General features: G+C 70.6%; 17 protein-coding genes and 2 pseudogenes. 8 read left to right on the top strand and 11 right to left on the bottom strand.

All coding sequences use genetic code 11. From position 1 onward, the window contains the following. Positions 1-42: 42 nt before the first annotated feature. The 4 genes and pseudogenes from IE316_RS30520 to IE316_RS30535 form a co-directional block, all read right to left on the bottom strand. A complete protein-coding gene (locus IE316_RS30520) occupies positions 43-1,068 on the bottom strand; it encodes a hypothetical protein (RefSeq protein ID WP_190207770.1) in 1,026 nt (341 codons plus the stop codon). Next, complete coding sequence (locus IE316_RS30525; protein ID WP_190207771.1) at positions 1,065-2,348, bottom strand: hypothetical protein; 1,284 nt, start codon at positions 2,346-2,348, stop codon at positions 1,065-1,067. Before IE316_RS30525 ends, IE316_RS30520 begins: the two co-directional genes overlap by 4 nt. A gap of 568 nt (positions 2,349-2,916) precedes the next feature. Further along, positions 2,917-3,486 (bottom strand): annotated as a pseudogene (locus IE316_RS36325) (RNA polymerase sigma factor); the annotation flags it as partial. Positions 3,487-3,568: 82 nt separating this feature from the next. After that, on the bottom strand, positions 3,569-3,811 hold the full coding sequence (locus tag IE316_RS30535) for a class I SAM-dependent methyltransferase (protein ID WP_190207773.1): 243 nt from the start codon (positions 3,809-3,811) through the stop codon (positions 3,569-3,571). A 340-nt stretch (positions 3,812-4,151) separates the two neighbouring features. Here IE316_RS30535 and IE316_RS30540 point away from each other — a divergent pair, with 340 nt between their 5' ends. Together IE316_RS30540 and IE316_RS30545 are read left to right on the top strand one after the other, a co-directional pair. Continuing rightward, entirely contained in the window at positions 4,152-4,565 is a 414-nt protein-coding gene (locus IE316_RS30540; RefSeq protein WP_190207774.1) for a hypothetical protein, read from the top strand. Positions 4,566-5,308: 743 nt separating this feature from the next. Then, on the top strand, positions 5,309-6,331 hold the full coding sequence (locus IE316_RS30545) for an LLM class flavin-dependent oxidoreductase (protein ID WP_190207775.1): 1,023 nt from the start codon (positions 5,309-5,311) through the stop codon (positions 6,329-6,331). A 79-nt stretch (positions 6,332-6,410) separates the two neighbouring features. Here IE316_RS30545 and IE316_RS30550 read toward each other — a convergent pair whose 3' ends face one another. The 3 genes and pseudogenes from IE316_RS30550 to IE316_RS36145 form a co-directional block, all read right to left on the bottom strand. After that, a complete protein-coding gene (locus tag IE316_RS30550; protein WP_190207776.1) occupies positions 6,411-7,973 on the bottom strand; it encodes an alpha-L-arabinofuranosidase B in 1,563 nt (520 codons plus the stop codon). A gap of 638 nt (positions 7,974-8,611) precedes the next feature. Then, positions 8,612-8,763 (bottom strand): annotated as a pseudogene (locus IE316_RS36425) (IS630 family transposase); the annotation flags it as partial. A gap of 228 nt (positions 8,764-8,991) precedes the next feature. Next, on the bottom strand, positions 8,992-9,450 hold the full coding sequence (locus tag IE316_RS36145) for a DIP1984 family protein (RefSeq protein WP_190207802.1): 459 nt from the start codon (positions 9,448-9,450) through the stop codon (positions 8,992-8,994). Between the two features lie 340 nt (positions 9,451-9,790). Between IE316_RS36145 and IE316_RS30565 the strand changes: the two genes are divergently transcribed. Continuing rightward, positions 9,791-10,555 (top strand): MerR family transcriptional regulator, encoded by a 765-nt coding sequence (locus IE316_RS30565; RefSeq protein ID WP_190207778.1) that lies wholly within the window; start codon positions 9,791-9,793, stop codon positions 10,553-10,555. Here IE316_RS30565 and IE316_RS30570 read toward each other — a convergent pair. Further along, a complete protein-coding gene (locus tag IE316_RS30570) occupies positions 10,507-10,869 on the bottom strand; it encodes a DUF2000 family protein (protein WP_190207779.1) in 363 nt (120 codons plus the stop codon). The two genes, IE316_RS30565 and IE316_RS30570, sit on opposite strands and share 49 nt — an antisense overlap. A gap of 449 nt (positions 10,870-11,318) precedes the next feature. Then, positions 11,319-11,921, bottom strand: coding sequence for a WD40 repeat domain-containing protein (locus IE316_RS30575; protein ID WP_190207780.1), 603 nt, complete (start codon positions 11,919-11,921; stop codon positions 11,319-11,321). Here IE316_RS30575 and IE316_RS30580 point away from each other — a divergent pair. From IE316_RS30580 to IE316_RS30590, 3 genes are all read left to right on the top strand, one after another. Further along, positions 11,914-12,147, top strand: coding sequence for a hypothetical protein (locus IE316_RS30580; protein ID WP_190207781.1), 234 nt, complete (start codon positions 11,914-11,916; stop codon positions 12,145-12,147). The two genes, IE316_RS30575 and IE316_RS30580, sit on opposite strands and share 8 nt — an antisense overlap. A gap of 476 nt (positions 12,148-12,623) precedes the next feature. Continuing rightward, positions 12,624-13,112, top strand: coding sequence for a beta-class carbonic anhydrase (locus IE316_RS30585; protein WP_190207782.1), 489 nt, complete (start codon positions 12,624-12,626; stop codon positions 13,110-13,112). 274 nt (positions 13,113-13,386) lie between these two features. Beyond that, entirely contained in the window at positions 13,387-14,241 is an 855-nt protein-coding gene (locus IE316_RS30590; protein ID WP_190207783.1) for a hypothetical protein, read from the top strand. Between the two features lie 347 nt (positions 14,242-14,588). Here IE316_RS30590 and IE316_RS30595 read toward each other — a convergent pair whose 3' ends face one another. Beyond that, on the bottom strand, positions 14,589-15,482 hold the full coding sequence (locus IE316_RS30595; RefSeq protein WP_190207784.1) for a LysR family transcriptional regulator: 894 nt from the start codon (positions 15,480-15,482) through the stop codon (positions 14,589-14,591). A 100-nt stretch (positions 15,483-15,582) separates the two neighbouring features. On the opposite strand from IE316_RS30595, the gene IE316_RS30600 reads away from it, so the two are divergent. After that, complete coding sequence (locus IE316_RS30600; protein ID WP_190207785.1) at positions 15,583-16,671, top strand: alcohol dehydrogenase catalytic domain-containing protein; 1,089 nt, start codon at positions 15,583-15,585, stop codon at positions 16,669-16,671. A gap of 246 nt (positions 16,672-16,917) precedes the next feature. Here the strand turns inward: IE316_RS30600 and IE316_RS30605 are convergent, their stop codons facing one another. After that, positions 16,918-17,862 (bottom strand): alpha/beta fold hydrolase, encoded by a 945-nt coding sequence (locus IE316_RS30605; RefSeq protein ID WP_229910626.1) that lies wholly within the window; start codon positions 17,860-17,862, stop codon positions 16,918-16,920. A 128-nt stretch (positions 17,863-17,990) separates the two neighbouring features. Here IE316_RS30605 and IE316_RS30610 point away from each other — a divergent pair, with 128 nt between their 5' ends. Continuing rightward, a complete protein-coding gene (locus tag IE316_RS30610; RefSeq protein ID WP_190207787.1) occupies positions 17,991-18,608 on the top strand; it encodes a TetR/AcrR family transcriptional regulator in 618 nt (205 codons plus the stop codon). Positions 18,609-18,781 lie beyond the last annotated feature (173 nt).

Below are 18,781 nucleotides of genomic sequence, written 5' to 3' on the forward strand. Positions count from 1 at the left end.
GGTGACCCACGACCAGGCCGTCGGTCGGCCGTCCGCTGCTGATCAGCGTGAGTAGTCCGCGAGAGTGAGCAGCAGATGGGCGGACTCCAGGCGTACGTGGTCGGAGTGGGCTCCGGCCGGGTTCAGGCGATGGCCGCGGACGTACACCTCGGAGGCATCGACGTTGACGAAGGTGTGATCGAGGGCGGAGAGCGGATACCGCTCGCTGAGAGCCAGCATGCGCGTGGTGAACATGGGTGCGGGTGCGGGGCCGATTCCGGCGTGCCCGATACCGGACTGCTGTTCTGCTTGCAGGTGCCAGAATCCGGTCGCTCGATCGTGGCGGGAGTATGTGGTGACGATGGGACCCCTCAGGGGAGCACCGTCGTACGCGCCGTTGGGCAGGAGGCGAGGGAAGAGCGAAATGAATGCGTCGCGTCGCGCGGCCATTTGGAAGAGCAGCAGGCTGTCCACGGTGAAGGGCCGGGCGGAGGGAAGGCCCGCCGCGCTCCAGCCGAGTGTGTCGTCGATGTGGGGGTCTGCCGCCCATTGCACCGCCTCGCAAAGGAAGCGACAGCCGAAGGAATGTCCGACGAGGTGGAGGTACTGCCCGTCGCGGTTGGCGAGTACGGGTGCCGCGCCGGGATCGGCGCGCCCGGCGTCCAGGTAGCCAAGGAGCCGTCCCAGGATGTGTGCGGCGTGCCCGCCTGCGCCGAGCGCCCCCATGGTGTGCGCTCGATCCCGGATTTTACGGTAGCCGGCCGGGGTGAGCCGGCTGGATGACGGCCAGCGGACAGCAATGCACCACGGACTGAAGGCCCCTGCCAGGGCTGGGTAGTGGTCCGGGACCGCGGTCAGGGCGGCGTTCATCAGGGCCAGCAGCCGTTCGGCGGTGCGGTGGGCGGAGCCAGGAGATGTCTGCCAGCCATGGACGTAGACGAGGATGTCCGTTGCCCAGCTAGGCGGGGCGAGACGGTCTGCGAGGTGGTCACGCAGCCGGTGATCGGATACCGGTTGACCGGTGTCGGGGTCGAGGAGCCAGCCGGTCTCGTCCAGGTCGACTACTTCCACCGCCGCACCGTGGCTCATGCTCGGCCTCCGTTCGCGAGTTCCAGGCGGGCGTCCATGCCGCAGTGCAGTCCATAGGCGAACCCGAGGGGGGTGCGGTAACGGATGGCGAAGTGCCGGGCTAGTTCGTGCGTGATCTGGCCAGCGGTCGCTTCACCACGGAGATAACGGGTGACGAACTCGAGCGCGTACTCGGCAGCGAATGCCTGCGGCATCGAGATGAGTGGTCCAAGGACACCCTGCGCACCGTGCTCGATGAGCATGCGTCCGAGGAACGAACGGTCCATACTCGCCCCGACGACTCCGGCATGACAGGCATTGAGTAGGACGAAGGGTCGAAAATAGCCGTGCCGGTGACGTGCCCGCAGCTCACGCACGGTGTGACCGTCGAAGGGTGTGCCGTCCGTCAGTCTGAGGACCAGGATGTGGGGTTCGGGCTCGTTGCCGATGAACTCGCCGTGGCACCAGAAGTACGTTAGCTGCTCGTCCAGATCCGCTTTTCCGAAGTCGCGGACCAGTTCCTCATAGGTCGTGCGGACGATGCACGTGGTGTTGTCCGCCAGTGCCTTGGCGACTTCGTCCGCCCGCGTCACACGGCCGACGCGGAGGTCGTGGTTCAGGCTGACGATGGGCCGCCGCGGAGCCGTGCGCGGCGGCCCGATCCATGCGTAGGCGTCGCCAGTGTGTTCGATCTGATGCCGGTAGCCGAGGAAGCGGGCGAGCAGGGTGTTCAACGGTGCCATGGACGTGGTGGAGGCGGCGGGCGTGCAGAGCAAGGGCCAGGGCAAGTGCAGGTCGGAATCGAACCGTATCCGCAGCCCTTCGCGAGACAGCGCCGAATTCAGGTAGCCGCGGAACACTTCGGTACGGGCGTCGTCTCCACGTAGCAGCGTGTCAAACAGCAGGGACTGTCCGCCACGCGCCAGATCGGCCACGACCTGCCGCAGCTCATCCTCTGGCTCATCGCTCAAATCGGCGGTTGTCGCGTACGGACGCCGTCGATCCAGCAGCGTCCGTCCCTCGTCGTCGACCGGCTGGAAGTCAACGAAGCGTTCTTTCCAGCGTGCGCAGAGCCGGGCGGCGGCACCGCGAACCTCGTCAGGCCGGGCGCTCAAGTCGGCCTTGTGCTCGGTGCCCTGCAGCGCTGGAACGGCCGTGCCCGACATCCGGGCCCGTATCCGCCCGCCGCCAAGGACATCGAAGCTGACGCGAAGATCGGGCGGCCGCACCTCCAGGTGCGGCAGGAAGCGAAAGCCGTCGCTGGGATCTTGAACGACTTGAGCGGTGAGCCTGCGGGGCACTGAGTCAGGACCTCCCCTCGGGCAGTTCGGGCCGCATATCTTCTCTTCCCATGGGCCCAGAGGCCGCGATGTCCAGCTCGGTCTCCACCTGTTGCAGGGCGACACCCGTGTCGTGGTGCAGAAAAGTGAACCGGATACGGTGGGCGCCGGGCCTCATGGCCGTCACACGGAACTGCGCGGAATCCGTTCCCTGGAGGCGGTACATGACCATGTCGGGCACCACGTCCGCACTGCTCAACGGCGTCGCTACGATGTCCAGTAAAGGCCGGACACCCGACGAACGAGCCCAGGGGTGCGCTGCTTCGACCACCAGCTTCACAGCCAGGCGCACGGGTGTCCCGGCACGAGGATCGTCGTCCAGGAGTGTCAATTGGGCTTGGCAGCCCGGCAATTTCGAGGAGTCGGTAAGCGGCTTCTCCCTCCCTGTGGCAAGAGAGGGCTCAACCGCGCCGCCCGCCGTGACGCCGGTCTGGCTTTGATCGCCGGTACCGAAGGCATGGGACGTGATGCTCGCACGGGGCGTAGGCAATCCAGGAATGTCAGCGGTATTCGGGGCGCCTCGGCTGTCCAGGCCGCCCCGTTCCTCGAGCCGGGCCCGGAGACGGCGCAGACAGCGTTGGCGTAACGGTCCGATGCTGTTCACAGCGATGCCCAGCCCGGCTGCCACTTCCTGGTAGGTGGGTGGTGGCGAGGCCATCAGAGTGCGCAGCAACTGCCTGCACCGCGCACCAAGCTGCTCGAACTCCTCCCACAGGATCCGGATCCGCTCAGCCTCGCCAACCGTCACTGCCACGCCTTCAGGTCGTGACTTCGCGCGGGCCTCCACGTTGACCCAGTCGACCCAGTCGTGCAGCTTCGAGGCATCGTGGCTGGGGTATCTCAGCGCTTCCAGGCACTCTTGGCGCGTGGTTCCAGCGAGCCATACCCCAGCGTCTCGGGGTTCGGGTAAAGCCTTCATGGCCACGATGAAGCGGAACCAGACCTCCTGGTAGACGCCGTGGCTCTCGGCGTCTGAGAGATCGTGAGCACGTATCACGGACCACACCAGCGAGCTGAACTCCGTCACGAGCGCATCCCACGCCGCCTTGTCACCATCAGCGGCGGACTTGACCAGCGCTCCGATATGTGCCCGGTTCATGCTCCTCCCCCAGCAGCATGTGAGCATCCGTAGCCCGCACCTGCACTGGCTAGTCTGACGCAGAAGACCAAGCGGAAACAGCTCAATCAATGAAGGGGACAAACCTGGGCTCGTCGTCGAGCAGCACGATGCCGCCGGGCCGGACGATCTCGCCCAGGAAGTGGAGATCGACGAACACGTTGTGGAAGTGGTGGCTGCCGTCGACGAACGCGGCGTCCGCGGTGACACCCGCGTCGGCGGGCGGGGCAAGGCAGCGCTGCGAGGGTTCGGTGACCAGTTCGGCGAAGTCGTAGGTCGGCGCTGAGCAGCAGTTCCCATCCGACACCGTCGTACGCCGTGTACTGGGGCGGGTCGATCACCACGTGCCGCAGGTTCGGTGATCCGGTGCGCAGCAGTGCCTCGCTGATCGCCGGCGCTGAGGTGGCGTGGGCGAGCCCGTTCTCGACGACCGTGCCGACATGCTCTTCCACCAGGAGGTCACTTACCTGTTCGCAGTCGCGCTCCGGCCGCGTGACGGTGGCGAAGTGCGGGCCGCCGCCGGGACTCCGCGGCGGCCCGTGCTCGGCGAACTCGCGGCGTACGGGCCGATGCGGAGATCGTCCTCAACGAAACGGGCGGGATGGCCTCGCCGGACTGTGCGAGGCTCGAGTCGGCGGTGCTCGCACGTGCTCTGGCCCGGCACGCCGAGCACGAGCTGGAGACCATCCGGCTCGAACGGGGCTTCGCAGGCGACAAGCCGCCTGCGGCGCCTGCTGTATCTGCTGGCGCGGCACGCGGTCCTGCTCGCCTGGGAGGACGCCGCCCGCCGCCTGGCCGCCGCCGACCGGGTGGAGGCCGCACTCGACACCCTCAAGGCCCTGCTCGGCGAGGATGTCCTGGCCGTACCGCAGTACGCGCCGTCGACCACGCTCGCCTCGGACTGGAAGAAGGCCCGCGACGACAGCGGCGGCCTGATCAAGCACTTGGAGGACGCGGGGCGCGACTTCCCGGTGGACGACTGGCTGCACGGCATCGCCAGGGTCAGGGAGAAGCCGCGGCTGGGAGCAGATGGTGATCCTGAGCGACGCGCTGCGCGGTGACGGAGGGCTGCTCGGCCATCTGCCGGACTTCGTGGAGCCGCAACTGGTGCCGGTCCAACTGCCGTACCGGACCGACGACCACTGGCTGGCCATGGAGTTCGCGCCGGGCACGAAGCTGAATGAGGACCGGCTGCTGTTCACCGCGCACTACGCCGCCGAGCCCGTACCGCTGGCCCCCCTCGCCTACCTGGCCATGACCTCGGTCCCCGGCCACTGGATCCCCTTCGTCCCGGTGCACGTCACCGGCGACAGCCGCAAGATCCAGCCCCAGCGCGCCGCCATGCCCAGCGAGATCGACACCGAGCCCGTCCACCCCCGCACCACGATTCTCCGCGAGGGCCTGGACGCCACCCCGCAGCGCTCGTACTTCCTCAACGAAGAGGAGGTTCCGCAGACCGGCGCCAAGGTCACCGTCGCCTACCACCGCACCCGCTGGTGCGACGGCCGCGTCGACGTCTGGCTCAGCGCCCGCCACGGCACCGGCCGCGGCGAAGGCTCCAGCGGCCTGGCCTTCGACCTCCCGGCCGAGACCGAATCCCTCACCTGGCCCGGCCCGGTGAGCCGAGACCTGCGACGCGCGCCACCGGGCCGGCCCGGCGGCCGCCAGGATATCCGGGACGCCGCCCGCATCTCCCCTACCGCACGGCAGATCGCTCCGGACGAGGGGCGGGAGCAGGAGGCTTGCGCCTTGCCTCCGCGCCGCCCTGCTGGAATGAACGGCGCGCACGGTGGTTGTAGCAGGCATGAAAAAGATCGGGTTCCTGTCCTTCGGGCACTGGACGCCTTCTCCGCACTCCCGTACCCGCTCCGCGGCGGACTCGCTGCTCCAGGCGATCGACCTGGCGGTCGCGGCGGAGGAGCTGGGAGCCGACGGCGCCTACTTCCGGGTCCACCACTTCGCGCGGCAGCACGCCTCCCCGTTCCCGCTGCTCGCGGCGATCGGCGCCCGCACCGACCGTATCGAGATCGGCACGGGGGTGATCGACATGCGCTACGAGAATCCCCTGTACATGGCCGAGGAGGCGGGGGCCGCCGACCTGATCTCCGGCGGCCGGCTGCAATTGGGGATCAGCAGGGGCTCTCCGGAGCAGGCGCTCGACGGCTGGCGGCACTTCGGTCACCGGCCACCGGAGGGCGGCACCGACGCCGACCTGGCCCGGGCCCACGCCGAGCGGCTGCTGGAGGTGCTGAAGGGCGAGGGGATCGCGGAGCCGCACCCCAGTCCCATGTTCGCCAACCCGCCGGGGCTGCTGCGTATCGAGCCGTATGCGGAGGGCCTGCGGGAGCGGATCTGGTGGGGGTCGAGCTCCAACGCGACCGCGGTGTGGGCGGCCGGGCTGGGGATGAACCTGCAGAGCTCGACGCTCAAGGACGACGAGAGCGGCGAACCGCTGCACATCCAGCAACGCAAGCAGATCGAGGCGTACCGGGAGGCGTGGCGGGCGGCGGGTCACACCCGTGAGCCGCGCGTGTCGGTCAGCCGCAGCATCTTCGCCCTCGTGGACGACCGGGACCGCGCCTACTTCGGCCGGGAGCGCAACTCGCAAGACCAGATCGGCTACATCGACCCGACCACCCGCGCCGTCTTCGGCCGGTCCTACGCCGCCGAGCCCGACGCCCTGGTCGAGCAGTTGGCCCGGGACGAGGCGATCGCCGCGGCCGACACCCTGCTGCTCACCGTGCCGAACCAACTGGGTGTCGACTACAACGCACATGTCATCGGCAGCATCCTGACGCACGTGGCGCCGGCACTCGGCTGGCGCTGACCGGACGACGGGCGGCCGGCGGTGCCACCAGCGTCGGGTGGCACCGCCGGCCTGCGCGTCCGGGGTCAGGACCGGGGGGTCAGGCCCACGGCGAGGTCACGACCCAGCTCGTGTCGTCGGCCCAGGAGGTGTGGCTGTCCCAGGCGTGGGTGCCGCCGTCGGCGGCCACGTAGGCGGCGTAGTTGTAGTGGCGGACGAAGTCGGCGGGGTAGTTGGCGGACCGCAGGGAGATGCCCTGGCCGTTGTGGGCGGCCTGCGGGCAGAAGGTGGCGTCCAGCCGGGCCAGCGCGGTGTCGACGGTGTCGACCCGCAGCCGGAAGTCGTAGTGGCGCAGGTACTGGCCCGGCCTGTCGGCGGACTCGAACGACACGCACGAGGCGTCGCCCAGCCCCGCGCGCACGGTCCAGGTGGCGGCGGCCTTGTCGGCGGCCGGGCTGGAGGAGGACGTCGCCGCGATGACGGCGTTGCTGTCGGCGGTGTTGTGCCGCAGGTAGTCGGCGGTGCAGCAGGAGGTGGTGGCCCGCAGGGAGACACGGGAGCCGACGGTGGGCGCGCCCGTCAGGGCGGACGTGGAGTAGCCGGCCGCGTTGATGTTGGACTGGACGGCGTTCTCGGTGGCGTCGGTCGGGAAGCCGGACGTCAGGACGCCCTCGTAGAAGGTGCCGGCCGATCCGTTGCTGTTGTCGCCGCCGATGCCGAGGATGATCGCGCCTTCCTTCTTCATCGGGTTGTAGCCGGTGGCGTTGGGGCGCGGACCGTCGTAGGCGGTGGCCAGGCCGCCCGACTGGGCGTTGCCGGAGCGGATGGCCCAGTGGTTCGGTCCGCCCTTGACGGCGGCGGTCAGGAAGCGGTGGCTGACGCTGGGGTTTCCCGCGTTGTAGCCGCGGTTGACGCCGGAGAACAGGCCGTTCTCGAGATCGGCCATGACCCAGGGGCCGTTGCCGGAACCGTAGCCCCAGGTCCGGCTGTTGCCGAAGTAGATGGTCTCCATGGTGCCGTTGCCGTTGTCGCGGCTGTTGGTCTCGGCGTTGCCGTAGTCGAAGCAGCAGCCACCGTTGTAGTGGGTGCCGTCGAGGACGGCGTACATGCCTTCCGGCTGGTCGCCGGTGGCGATGCCGTTGGTGCTGTTGTCGCGGTATCCGGTGCCGGGCGCGACGAAGACGCCGTACGCCTTGTGGCCGCCCACGGTCACGGGCGCGGCGGACGCCTCGGCGAGGTTGTCGTAGCCTCCGGGGGCCGGGCCCTGGAAGCCGCCGGGCGGGGCCTGGGTGAGGTGGTTGCCGCGGCCGGACTGGTCGTAGAGGACGGTGATCAGACAACCGGTGCCGGCGCAGAACGCGTCCTGTGCGGCGGCGTCGGCGTAACCGCCCGCGCTGAGCACGCCGATGTCCCGCGTGGCGCCGTCGGAGGCGCGTTTCACCTGATAGAGGCGGCTGTTGTACGCGGAGTACAGGGCGCGGGTGGTGCTGTGGGCGGCGACACAGGGAGTGCCGCCCGCGGCGTACAGGTCGCAGGGCTGGGAGCCGGCGGCCGCGGCGCCGGTGCTCGCGGAGGTCTGGCCGGCGAACACGGCGCCGACCAGGGCGAGTGCGAGGGCGAGCAGGACGAGCGGCCTGTCCCGCCAGGTGTGGGGTGATCTCATCGACATGGTCGGTCTCCTGGGGATCGGGGGGCGGAGTCCGTTCTTCGCTTGATCATGCGCATGACATTTACGACCGATCGGAGTGGTCGATATACCGAACGCCGTTCGTGAATTCGTCGTGACCCTAGGGACACCGTGACGGGCAGTCAATACACGAGTACGCAAAGCATGGTGCGGGGTCGGCGGGTGCGTCCCGTCGGGGGACGGGGCACACCGCTCACCTTCGACAGAAGCGTCTGGGTGGACAGCACGCCGTCCCACCGGTTGCTGTCGCCACCCGTCCTCTCCGGCCGCGGCCAGGGACTGCTTGGCCGACCGCACGGTCAGCACCGCAAACCGCGACGCCCAACTCACTGCTCGTCCTTCCCTCCAGGATTCCCGCCCCGGGCACAGCGCTTGCTCGCTCCGCGCTTGAGCATCTTGATCCGGTTGACGTGTCCGTTGACGACGCCCGAGCTCCAGGGCAGGGTGAGGCCGGTGATGACGTCGTCGCGGTCCCGGTCGATGCCTGCCGGGGGGTGTGGAGGCTGGGCGGGTCGACCTGCCGGACGACGTCGAGCCAGTCGGGGCGGGCGCTCGCCCTGGCGCTCGGTGAGCATGGTCGCGAAGGAGCGGACGTGCCCGGTGAGGGCGTCGACACGTTTCACGGCACTGGTGATCTCACTGAGGTCCGCAGCGGCCAGGTGGCCCAGGGCGCGCTTCACCAGCGCCCAGATGCCCTCGGCCGGATCGAGCCAGGGGCGCAAGTCTGCAGTGGGAACACGGTCAGCCACACGGCATTCGCCTCGATGCGGAAGGCCCCGAACCCGCCCTCGCCGCCTCGGATCTGCACGTGGTGATGTGCTGTGCGCTGTGCACCGTTACCTGTACGCAGTGCTGAGCTGCACTGTTGCTGGGGAGTCGAACCCCCGCGTTGCTCTTCACGCGCCAGGAGTGGGCTGGAAAACCGCCAGCCCTCGGTGTGTGCACGCCTCCGAAGCAGCTACCTGCTCCACATCGTTCCGGCTTGCTGGACCGCTCAGTCCAGCAGATCGACTTCCCAGTTCATACGCTGGATCCGCACATCGACCTCGCGGATCTCCCGGGCGAGTGCATCCGCCTGACCACGCAGCTCCGCGACCGGAAGCGCGGAGAGCATCAGCAGCTCGGAGCGGAGTTGCCGGCCGTAGCCCCGCTCGCCCTTACCCGCCGCCGCGGTGACCACAGAGTGACGCAACCGCAGGACGTCCCGGCGCGCGAGGGCATCGGTGAGCGTGCCGTCCTGACCCATTGGCACCGTGGCATTGGTCCGGTTGATCCGCCGGATCAACGATTCCAGGGCATCCAGCACCTCACCGGCCTCAGCGAGTAGCTGAGCGGCATCCTCCGCGGGTGTCTCCCCTTCCTGGTACCGCGCACTGTCGACGACGCGCGCTCGTAGCTGTTCTACACGGCGCGTCGCCTCCGCACGCTCCGCCAGCGCCTCAGCGAGCTTCACTGCCTCCACCTCCCCCTCCATGAACCCGCACGAGTATACGAGTGTGAAGCAGCTCGTTCGCACCTGGATTCCGATCCGCTGGAGCCCTGACCAGGCACGCTGCACGCCGACATCCCGCTGGCGCAGCAGCGTCTCAACGACTGGACGGACGTCCCCGGTCGCCACCGCAGCCTGAAGGGCCCGGCGAACCTGCGAGGTCACGAGCACACCAGGGCCTGTCCAGCGGGTCAGGCACTGGTGCCTGGCCAACAGGGTTTCAGGGCTTGCGCTTTCCGTTGCGGCAACTTCTACGGTCATGTGTGTGGCCGGAGAGACCGGCCCGGCGAGGGAGGCACCGGGAATGGCCTGGTCGATCGCACAGGTGGCGCGGATGTCCAAGGTGACATCGCGGACGCTGCGGCATTACGACGAGATCGGCCTGCTGCCGCCCGCCTGGATCGGGAGCAACGGACACCGCTACTACGAGGAGGCCGATCTGCTGCGGTTGCAGCAAATCCTGCTGATGCGGCAGCTCGGCCTGGGGCTGCGCGAGATCCAGGCGGTTCTGGACAGCCAGCTCGACCAGGTGGCCGTGCTCCGTGAGCACCACCAACGGCTGCTCGCGGAACGGGACCGGCTGGCGACGCTGGCCCGTACGGTCGGGCGCACTATCGCCGAACTGGAAGAAGGCAGGGACAACGGGAAGATGACGAAGATTAACAAGCCGGAGAACCTGTTCGAGGGGTTCCAGTTCCCCTCCGAGGCCGAGGCCGAGGTGCGGGAGCGGTGGCCGCAGGCGTGGGAGCAGTCCCGGCAGGCAGTGGAGGCGATGACCTCCGAGGACACGGAGCGCTGGCAGCGTGAGGTGACGGCGCAGATGATCCGTATGGCGGAGTTCATGGTGGCCGGCACACCTGTCTCCGACCCTGCCGTACAGGCTGAGGTGGACGTCAACTACCGGCAGATCTGCCGGTTCTGGACCCCGACCGCGGCCGCGTACAAGGGAGTGGGCCAGACCTACGTCGACGACCCGCAGATGCGGGCCAACTTCGACAGGATCGCCGAAGGTCTCGCCGTCTACCAGCGCGATGCGATGACCGTGTACGCCGATACCCGGCTGAGTTGACCACACGAATCTGGCATCGCGTCTCCGAGTGCGGCGACCACGACGTCCGCATGTTCCCGGGCCACGGCGTGCAACCCGTTGACCGTGGCCGCGTCGAGGGTGTGGACGGGCTTCGCGTGCCTGCTGATCGGCCCGAGGTTGTGGCCGTCGGCCGTCTTGATGTCCGGGCCGTCGACGTCGGGCAGGCGGACGCCGAGGGTGACGCCGAGGACGGCGGCAGTGCTGCGGCGCTCCCGCATTTCGGGTTCCGCCCGGCCGCGGGGGTGGTCGGCCAGGTCCTCGTCCCGGGAGTCCGGCTGGGCGGCAGTCGGCACGGTCAGCTCCAGATGGACAGGCGGCTGGCGTACGGCGTGACGTCACAGAAGTAGCCGGCCGTCAGGCCACGTACCACGTAGTCCTTGCCGGCCGCGTCGCAGGCGGAGGCGGCCGGGTACATGCCGGCATAGGCGAGGCCGGCGGCCTGGGCGGACGGGGCGAGCAGCAGGGCGGCCGCGGCCAGCAGTGCGGTGCGTGGGGGTGCAGGTTGCCCGGGGGTGGTGGGACATGGAAGGGGCCCGCCCGTGACGGTGGGCGGCCCCTTCGCGAGCGCCGGACACGCATCGCCGTGCCGGGCGAAGGGTTCCCTGTCCGTGTCGGTTCGTGGCCAGTAGCGGTCAGGAGACTCGGGGCCAGGCTGTGCGGGCGGCGATGACCGCGGGGTCGGTCGCACGGCGGTTCGGGCGGTGTGCCCTTAGGCAACAGCCGTCTCTGCGCGTCGGTGTAGTCACGCCCGGCGGCGGCCCACAGCGTACGGAACTGCGCCTCGGGGCGCAGGTCGAAGGTCTGGCGCAGGATGCCCGTGCCGACGGTGGCTTCGCAGGGAGCTGGCCACCCAGTCACCGTCGGCGACCGGCAGCATGCCGGAGGCGGCGGCGTCCGTCGGGTCGTGGATCCGAACCATGTCCGCGCCGAACACGGACAGCACGACGCTGTGTTCTGGGCCTAACCCGATCAGGGCGTCGTTGCCCGTGGCGGGGGCGCCACCGGGCAGGGGCCTGTGGCGGCCGACGTCCCGCACCCGGACCTGTCCGTCCGTGTTCTGCACGGCGAGGTGCGAGCCGTCCGCGTCGAAGGCGAGCGGCCCGGTGACGTAGGAGGTGCTGAAGGGCACGCTGGCGGCCCGGCTCGGCAGTGTGCCGATGCGCCGGGGTGCAGTGACGTCCCACAGCAGGATCTCTCCGCTCAGGATTCCCGTCCGGGTCATCGCGGCCACCTGCCCAGGGTGGTCCGGGTGGGCCACCAACTGGCCGCGCGCGAGGATCCGCTGGTCGAGACCGCCGCCGCTCCAGTCGGGCACGGGGTGGACGAGGAAGGGCCGGGTGCGCACGGTCCCGTCCGCCGCGTCGACGCGCGCGAGTCTGCCCTCCACCGTCAGCAGGGCGATCTCGCTGGAAGTGGCCGCCGTCGTGGACCAGCTCGTCCAGGACCGGCTCATCCTGCCGATCGACGGCCGCCTCGTCGGCCTGGCCGTCCAGAACGCCAGCACCGCCATGCCGGGCAGCCGCGACTTCCCAGGCGGACAGTTGCGGATACCGGAGATCCAGCACGCATGAACGCGGACCCCGCGGCCTGTGCGCCGGACCGGCGCCGGCCGATCAACCCTTCGAAGCGGTGCGGCCGGGGCGCCGTCGGGGGAACGGCGCGAGTAGTTGGAGGACGTCGCCCCTGCCTGGTGCCCGAGCCGGCCGGTGGAGTGGCAGCGCCGCTGCCCCCTCGTCCGGCTCGACCTGGAGGCCGGCCGTGGGACGGCCTCGTCGCTGATGTGCCGCATCACCCGCGCGGCTACGGGAAGCGAGGGTGCTGCGAGCCCTTGCCGCCGCGGTCCCGGCGCCGAACATTCATTCTCTTGTCTGACCCCGAGTTGAGGAGTTCACTGGTGTGATGCCGACCTCGGGCGCGACACTGACGGGCTTCTGGCCCTCGCGTCGTGTGTATCTCTTCGACGGTTTCTGTAGCCGGACCGCGTGATCCCGCTCCGCGCCATCACTTCGTCCGTGCCCTTCCCCGTACGAGAGAACCGAGGCCCGTCATGTCCGTCACCGATGAACTGCTCGCCAACAACGCCCGCTACGCCGAGACCTTCTCCGGTCCCCTCCCGCTGCCGCCCTCTCGCCAACTGGCCGTCGTGGCCTGCATGGACGCCCGGCTGAACGTCTACGCGCTCCTCGGCCTGAACGACGGCGAGGCGCACGTCATCCGCAACGCCGGCGGGGTGGTGACCCAGGACGAGATCCGCTCGCTCGCCATCAGCCAACGCCTTCTCGGTACCAAGGAGATCATCCTGATCCACCACACCGACTGCGGCATGCTGACCTTCACCGACGACGAGTTCAAGGACGCGGTCCAGAAGGACACCGGGATCCGTCCGCCCTGGGCGGCGGAGGCGTTCCCCGACCTGGAGGAGGACGTACGGCAGTCCGTCGCGCGCATTAAGGCCGACCCGTTCGTCGTCCACAAGGACCGCGTCCGCGGTTTCGTCTTCAACGTGGCCACGGGCAGGCTCACGGAAGTCCGCTGACCGGGCTCCCGCCGTAGCAGGCGCCGCGCAGCAGGCGGGTGGCGCGGCGGGTCCGAGCGGTGACGCTCGCCGAAGAGCCGATGCGAGCAGCGACGGCCGGTCGTCGTCGGGGCGCTGCCCCCGTCGTCTCGGGCGGTGCCGACGCACTGCCGGCAATCGTCTGGTGCGGGGGGCAGCGGTTGCCGTAGGGTGCCGGGCGACCGTTATGGGAGCGCTCCCATAACGGTTCGCGCAATCCCTCCGATCCCACCCGATGGAGAATGGAGAACTTCGCATGCGCTCTCCCCTCTGCTCCGTCCGGCGGCTGCCCCGCCTGCTCGCCGCCGCTGCCCTGGCCGGCGTCACCGTGGTGGCCGCCACCGGCGGCGCTCCGGCCCACGACCGTCACGGCGGCCGGCCGGCCGGCGGCTGCGCCCCCGACCCGGCGTTACTGTTCTGCGAGGACTTCGAGAAGCTGCCGCGCGGCGCGGGCACCAGCCTGGACTGGGGCGTGGACACCCGTAACGGCGCGCTGTCCGTCGAACGCGAGCCGGGCCGCGGACACGGCGGCAAGCGCGGCACGGACCAAGTACTGCGGGTGCGCACCGAGGGCAACGGATACGCGTTCCTGGAGGTCGACGAGTTCTCCGCCCCGGACAACAGCTTCTTCGGCCGGATACGGGTGAAGGTCGACGCCTTCCCCACCGCTCCGGACTGGGCCCACTTCACCCTGGTGGAAGCCACCGGCCGGGGCGACGGCAGCGTGGTCCGGCCGATCGGCGGCCAGTACGTACCCACCGTCGGCGACGGGGTGCATCTGTGGGGCATCGGCTCCGACGGCGGCCCCACGGGCGACTGGACCGACTGGCGCGAGTCCGCCCCGGCGGAACCGGGGAAGTGGACGTGCCTGGAGTGGGAGATGGACGCCTCGGACAACCGCGTGGCGGTGTGGATCGACGGGAAGCCGCAGCCCGACATGACCGTCACCACCACCCGGCACGGCGGCAATCCGGTGGACTTCGTCCTCCCCGCCTTCGACACCGTCCGCATCGGCTGGCAGCTCTACCAGGGCAATCCCACCCCGGACTCCTACGACCTGCGTCTGGACGACCTTGCGCTGTCCACGAAGCGCGTCGGATGCGGCCGTTGACCGGCATCACAGGCCGGCGCCCGCTCAGGGCACCGGCCGGCGGACGCTGACGGCGAGCAGGGCGGTGACGGCCGGCATCACGGCAGCCGCCACCGCCACCGCCATCGCCCGGCCCGGCGGGCAGCGCGTCCAGTCCGGGCCCGCCGGGCGGCGCCTCCGGCTCAGGGAACGGGGTGATGCACTGGTACGTCCGAGGTGGTCGATCACTGGGTGTCCGACCGCGGTGTGGCCGCAGGTGGCCCGGCTCCGCCGGATGCCGCTCACCGGAGCGGACTCCCCCGTCGTTCCCGTTCTCCCGGTCCGTCTCCGTCACCGTGGCCATGTCCGTGTGAGGGCCTGGTGGTGGTTCAGGCGGTCGAGGAGATGGCCCGGGTGACGGCTGTGATCGCGGGGGTGGGGCGGCCGGGGAGGCGCGCGACGAGTACCCGGCGGGTCTCGGGGGGCGCGCCCTCGACGCGGAGCAGGCTCACCCCGGGCGGCAGGAGGGGCGAGAACCGCGACGGCACGGTCGTCACGCCGAAGCCGCCGGCGACCAGGTGGAGCTTGGTCAGCCAGTCGCGTGCGCGGTGGGCGATGCGTGGCCGTGCGGGCAGGCCGGGCCAGACGCCGAGCAGGGGCTCGGAGGACGATGAGGGGGCGGCGATCCACGCGGCGTCGGCCAGTTCGTCGACGTGCACCGTGGTGCGTCCGGCGAACTGCCCGGCCGAGGGCGCCGCCACGGCCAGTTCGGTGTCCGTGACGGTCTCGATGTGCAGCCGCGGCGAGTCGTTGTCGAAAGTGCGGTGCGGTGGACGGGACGTCAGCACGGCGAGGTCGAGCGTGCCCGCGCGCACTGCCCGGACCAGGGTGGGGGTGGTGCCCTCGCTGGTGGTGACGGTGATGTGCGGGTCGGTCGCCGCGAGGTGGGCGAGGGCGGCGGGCAGCATGGCCACGCCCGCGCTGATGACCATGCCGAGCCGGACCGGTTCGGTTCCCGGGCCGGTACCGGTGAGTTCGCGTTCGGCGGCCGCGAGAGAGGCCAGGACCGTGTGGGCGTGGCGCAGCAGGGTCTGACCGGCGGGGGTGAGCCGTACCCCGTCCGGACGGCGTTCGAACAGGGTGGTGCCCGCGCTGCGTTCGAGGGCGGCGGCCTGGCGGGAGACGGCCGACTGGGTGTAGCCGAGCCGGGAAGCTGCCGCGGTGAAGCTGCCGGACTCGGCGATCTGCCGCAGGACCCGCAGTCCTGTACTGGAGATGTCCATGCGACCTACGCATACCACGGATGCCGGATCGTCGATTCCCGAATGCCCCCGCGGCTCCTAGTGTCGGTCCCAGGAAACGGACGGACATGGAGGTCATCAGGTGCGAGCAGCGGTCTTGACGCGGTTCGGCGCTCCGCTGACGGTGCGGGAGGTGCCGGACCCCGCGGCGGGGGGCGGTGAGGTGCTGGTCGAGGTCCTCGCCGCCTACGTGGCGCCCTACGCGGCCGAGGTCTTCGACGGCACGCGGAACTATCCCCTGGTCCCACCGGTCGTGCCCGGTGTGGGCGGCGTGGGACGGATCGTTCACGTCGGCCCGGACGCCACCCGGCTGCGCGTCGGCGACCTGGTGTGGTGCGACGCGACGGTGCGGGCGCGGGACGACGCCCTGGCACCCGACATCACGCTCCAGGGCTGGAGCCCGCGCGGTGAGGGCGGCGCGCGGCTCGCCCGCCATCTGGCGGACGGTGCGTTCGCCGAGCTGATGCGGGTCCCGACGGAGAACGTCCATCCGCTGCCCGCCGCGGCGGGCGACGACCCGGCCCGGTGGACGGCGCTCAGCGTGCACGCCATCTCCTACGGCGGGTTGCTCGCGGGCGGACTCGCCGCCGGGGAGACGCTGCTGGTCAGCGGGGCCACCGGCAACCTGGGCAGCAGCGCGGTCGCGGTGGCGTTCGCGATGGGAGCGGGCCGCGTCGTCGCACCGGGCCGCAACCAGGCCGCGCTCGGCCTCCTCGCCGACCGGTTCGGCCCGCAACTGCGCCCGGTCGGGCTGACCGGGGACGAGGCCACCGACCGCGCGGCGATGTCCGCGGCGGCCGGCGGCCCGATCGACATGGTGATCGACCTGCTCCCGCCGAGCGCACCCAGCTCGACGTCGCGCGCGGCGGCCATGACCGTACGCGAGTACGGCCGCGTCGTCCTCATGGGCGGCGTCGGCATGCTCGGCGGTGACGACTTCGCACTGCCGTATCCCTGGATCATGCGCAACTCGGTCACCGTGCGCGGGCAGTGGATGTACCCGCGCACCGCCAACGTCGGCATCATCCGGCTCCTCGCCTCGGGTGCTGTGGATCTCGCCCTGGAACGAGTCCGGTCGTTCGGTCTCGACGCCGTCAACGACGCCATCGCGTACGCCGCCGCCCACCCCGGCCCGTTCGACCGCACCAGCCTCGTCCCGCCGGCCGGGTGACCCGGCCCACCGGCCGCCACCGTCCGCACGACCCGCCCCCTCGCCATCAGCACATGGGCGGTCGTGGCGGGACACCGGCCCGGCAGCCGGCCGGAGGCCACGCCGGACACGTCCACCGGGGCGGGTGCGGGACCGCCTGGTGTCCTCGGCGGTGGTTGCGGTGCCGACCGCCCCGCGGCTCCGGGCGGACGCGGCCGGCTCGCGCCGGCGTGCGCACACCGTGAACGAGGCCATCGTCGTGAGTTCTCAGCCGTGCCGTCCGCCGGTGTGCACCTGGTCGCTGTCGGCGGACTCCATGAAGTCCAGCATGAGACGGTTCACCTTCTCGGCGTGGTCGATCTGCGGACCGTGCCCCGTGCCCGCGACGATCTCGACCCGGGAGCCCGGTATCAGCCGGGGCACGCGCTCGGCCTGCCGCTGCGGGTGCAGGATCAGGCTCCGCTTTCCGATCACCAGGTACAGCGGTGTGCGGATGTCGGCCAGTTCGGCATCCGACAGCGGCAGTGGTGCCGGGCGGCGGATGCGGTAGGCGCGCCTGCTCGCGTGGACCATGGCCCGCAGTTCCGGTACGACCAGCACGGGCTGGTCCAGCCAGGCCGCGAGCCGGGGACGCAGTGCCCGGGGGGCGAAACTGGCGAAGAGACTGACGAAGATCCAGGTGAAGAAGCGCAGCCCGATCTTCTCCAGGCCGCCGGGGTCGAGGAGGGTGGCCGAAGCGAGGCGTCCGGGCTCGCGGTGCGCCTGGTTGAGGGCGAGCCAGCCGCCGTAGGAGGAGCCGACGAGATGCACCCGGTCGAGCCCGAGCCCGGCCAGGGTCTCCTCCAGCCACTGTGCCGCGTGCTCGGGCCGGTGGATCGGAGCGCGCTGCACGCTGCGGCCGGGATCGCCCGGAGTGTCGAGGGCGTAGACCGGGCGGGCCGCGCTCAGTGCGGGGGTGTTGGGATACCACATGGCCGAGCAGGAGCCCGCGCCGTGCAGGAGGACGACAGGAGTGCGGTCGCGGGCGGCGGCGTCGGCGGGGTCGTAGCGGTAGACGTGCGTCGTACCGAAGGACGTCTCCACGTCCTGCTCCGCTGACGCGGTCGCTCCCAGCGCGTAGAGCGCGTCGCACGCTGCGAAGTACCGCTCGCGTCGGGTGTCGTCGATGTAGCGGCCGACATCGGCCGGGGGCCGCGGGACGGATGTGGACACGGGCTGCCTCCGAGGAGCCGGAACGTTTTCGTGATACGAACGTATCATGGTTTATGATACGACCGTATCAATGCTGGGCGGGACGCGGTCCCGGCAGCATCGGCCGTGCGGAAACGGAGAAGCGGACCGTGCCCAAGCAGGTGGACCATGAGCAACGGCGCACGCAGATCGCGGAAGCGCTGATCCGCGCCTCCGCGCGCCTCGGCCTCCATGCGGTGGGCATGCGGGACGTGGCGGCGGAGGCGGGTGTCTCCCTGCGACTGGTGCAGTACTACTTCCAGTCCAAGGAGAAGCTGCTCCTGTTCGGGCTGCGGCACGTCACGGAACGCTTCGGGCAGCGCGTGGCCGCCCGCGTCCGGGCCGCCGGCGACGACCCGGGACCCCGCGCGGTCATCGAGGCCCTGCTCGGGGCGGCGCTGCCCGCGGACGAGGAGAGCCGGGTCTTCCATCACCTGTACACCGCCTATGCGGTCCTGTCGGTCACCGACGACACGCTCGCCGCCCAGCCGTACATCAAAGAGCCCGACGCCGCCGAGGCCACCGTCACGAAGCTGCTCACACAGGCGGCGGCGGACGGGCAGTTGCGGTCCGGGACGGATCCGCACACGGAGGCGGTCAGCCTGCTGGCCCTGTCCGCGGGGCTGGGCACCAGCGTCCTGGTGGGCCAGCGCAGCACCGAGTCCGCCGCCGCGGTCCTCTCCTACCACCTCGACCGGATCTTCCTCGAGCCCCGTCTCGGGCCGTGAGCAGGGCTGTCCGCCGGTCCCGCAGGGGGCGGCGGTCCCGGAACTGGGGGTGGGGAGCGGCGGTAGGGGTTGGGGCGGGGGCGGCGGGGTCCATAGGTTGTGCGGCGGCCCCGTCATGCCGCGTCACCCTGGCTGCCGGCGATCCGGGTACAACTCCCCCTGCAACGAGCGGA

Origin of the sequence: Streptomyces fumanus (assembly GCF_014655295.1) — a bacterium.
GTDB classification, from domain to species: Bacteria; Actinomycetota; Actinomycetes; order Streptomycetales; family Streptomycetaceae; genus Streptomyces; species Streptomyces fumanus.

Bases quoted from the DNA above. Each gene is read 5' to 3' on its own strand.
- IE316_RS30520 (WP_190207770.1), bottom strand. From the start codon at position 1,068: ATGAGCCACGGTGCGGCGGTGGAAGTAGTCGACCTGGACGAGACCGGC.
- IE316_RS30565 (WP_190207778.1), top strand. From the start codon at position 9,791: ATGGCCTGGTCGATCGCACAGGTGGCGCGGATGTCCAAGGTGACATCG.
- IE316_RS30585 (WP_190207782.1), top strand. From the start codon at position 12,624: ATGTCCGTCACCGATGAACTGCTCGCCAACAACGCCCGCTACGCCGAG.
- IE316_RS30590 (WP_190207783.1), top strand. From the start codon at position 13,387: ATGCGCTCTCCCCTCTGCTCCGTCCGGCGGCTGCCCCGCCTGCTCGCC.
- IE316_RS30550 (WP_190207776.1), bottom strand. From the start codon at position 7,973: ATGAGATCACCCCACACCTGGCGGGACAGGCCGCTCGTCCTGCTCGCC.
- IE316_RS30545 (WP_190207775.1), top strand. From the start codon at position 5,309: ATGAAAAAGATCGGGTTCCTGTCCTTCGGGCACTGGACGCCTTCTCCG.
- IE316_RS30595 (WP_190207784.1), bottom strand. From the start codon at position 15,482: ATGGACATCTCCAGTACAGGACTGCGGGTCCTGCGGCAGATCGCCGAG.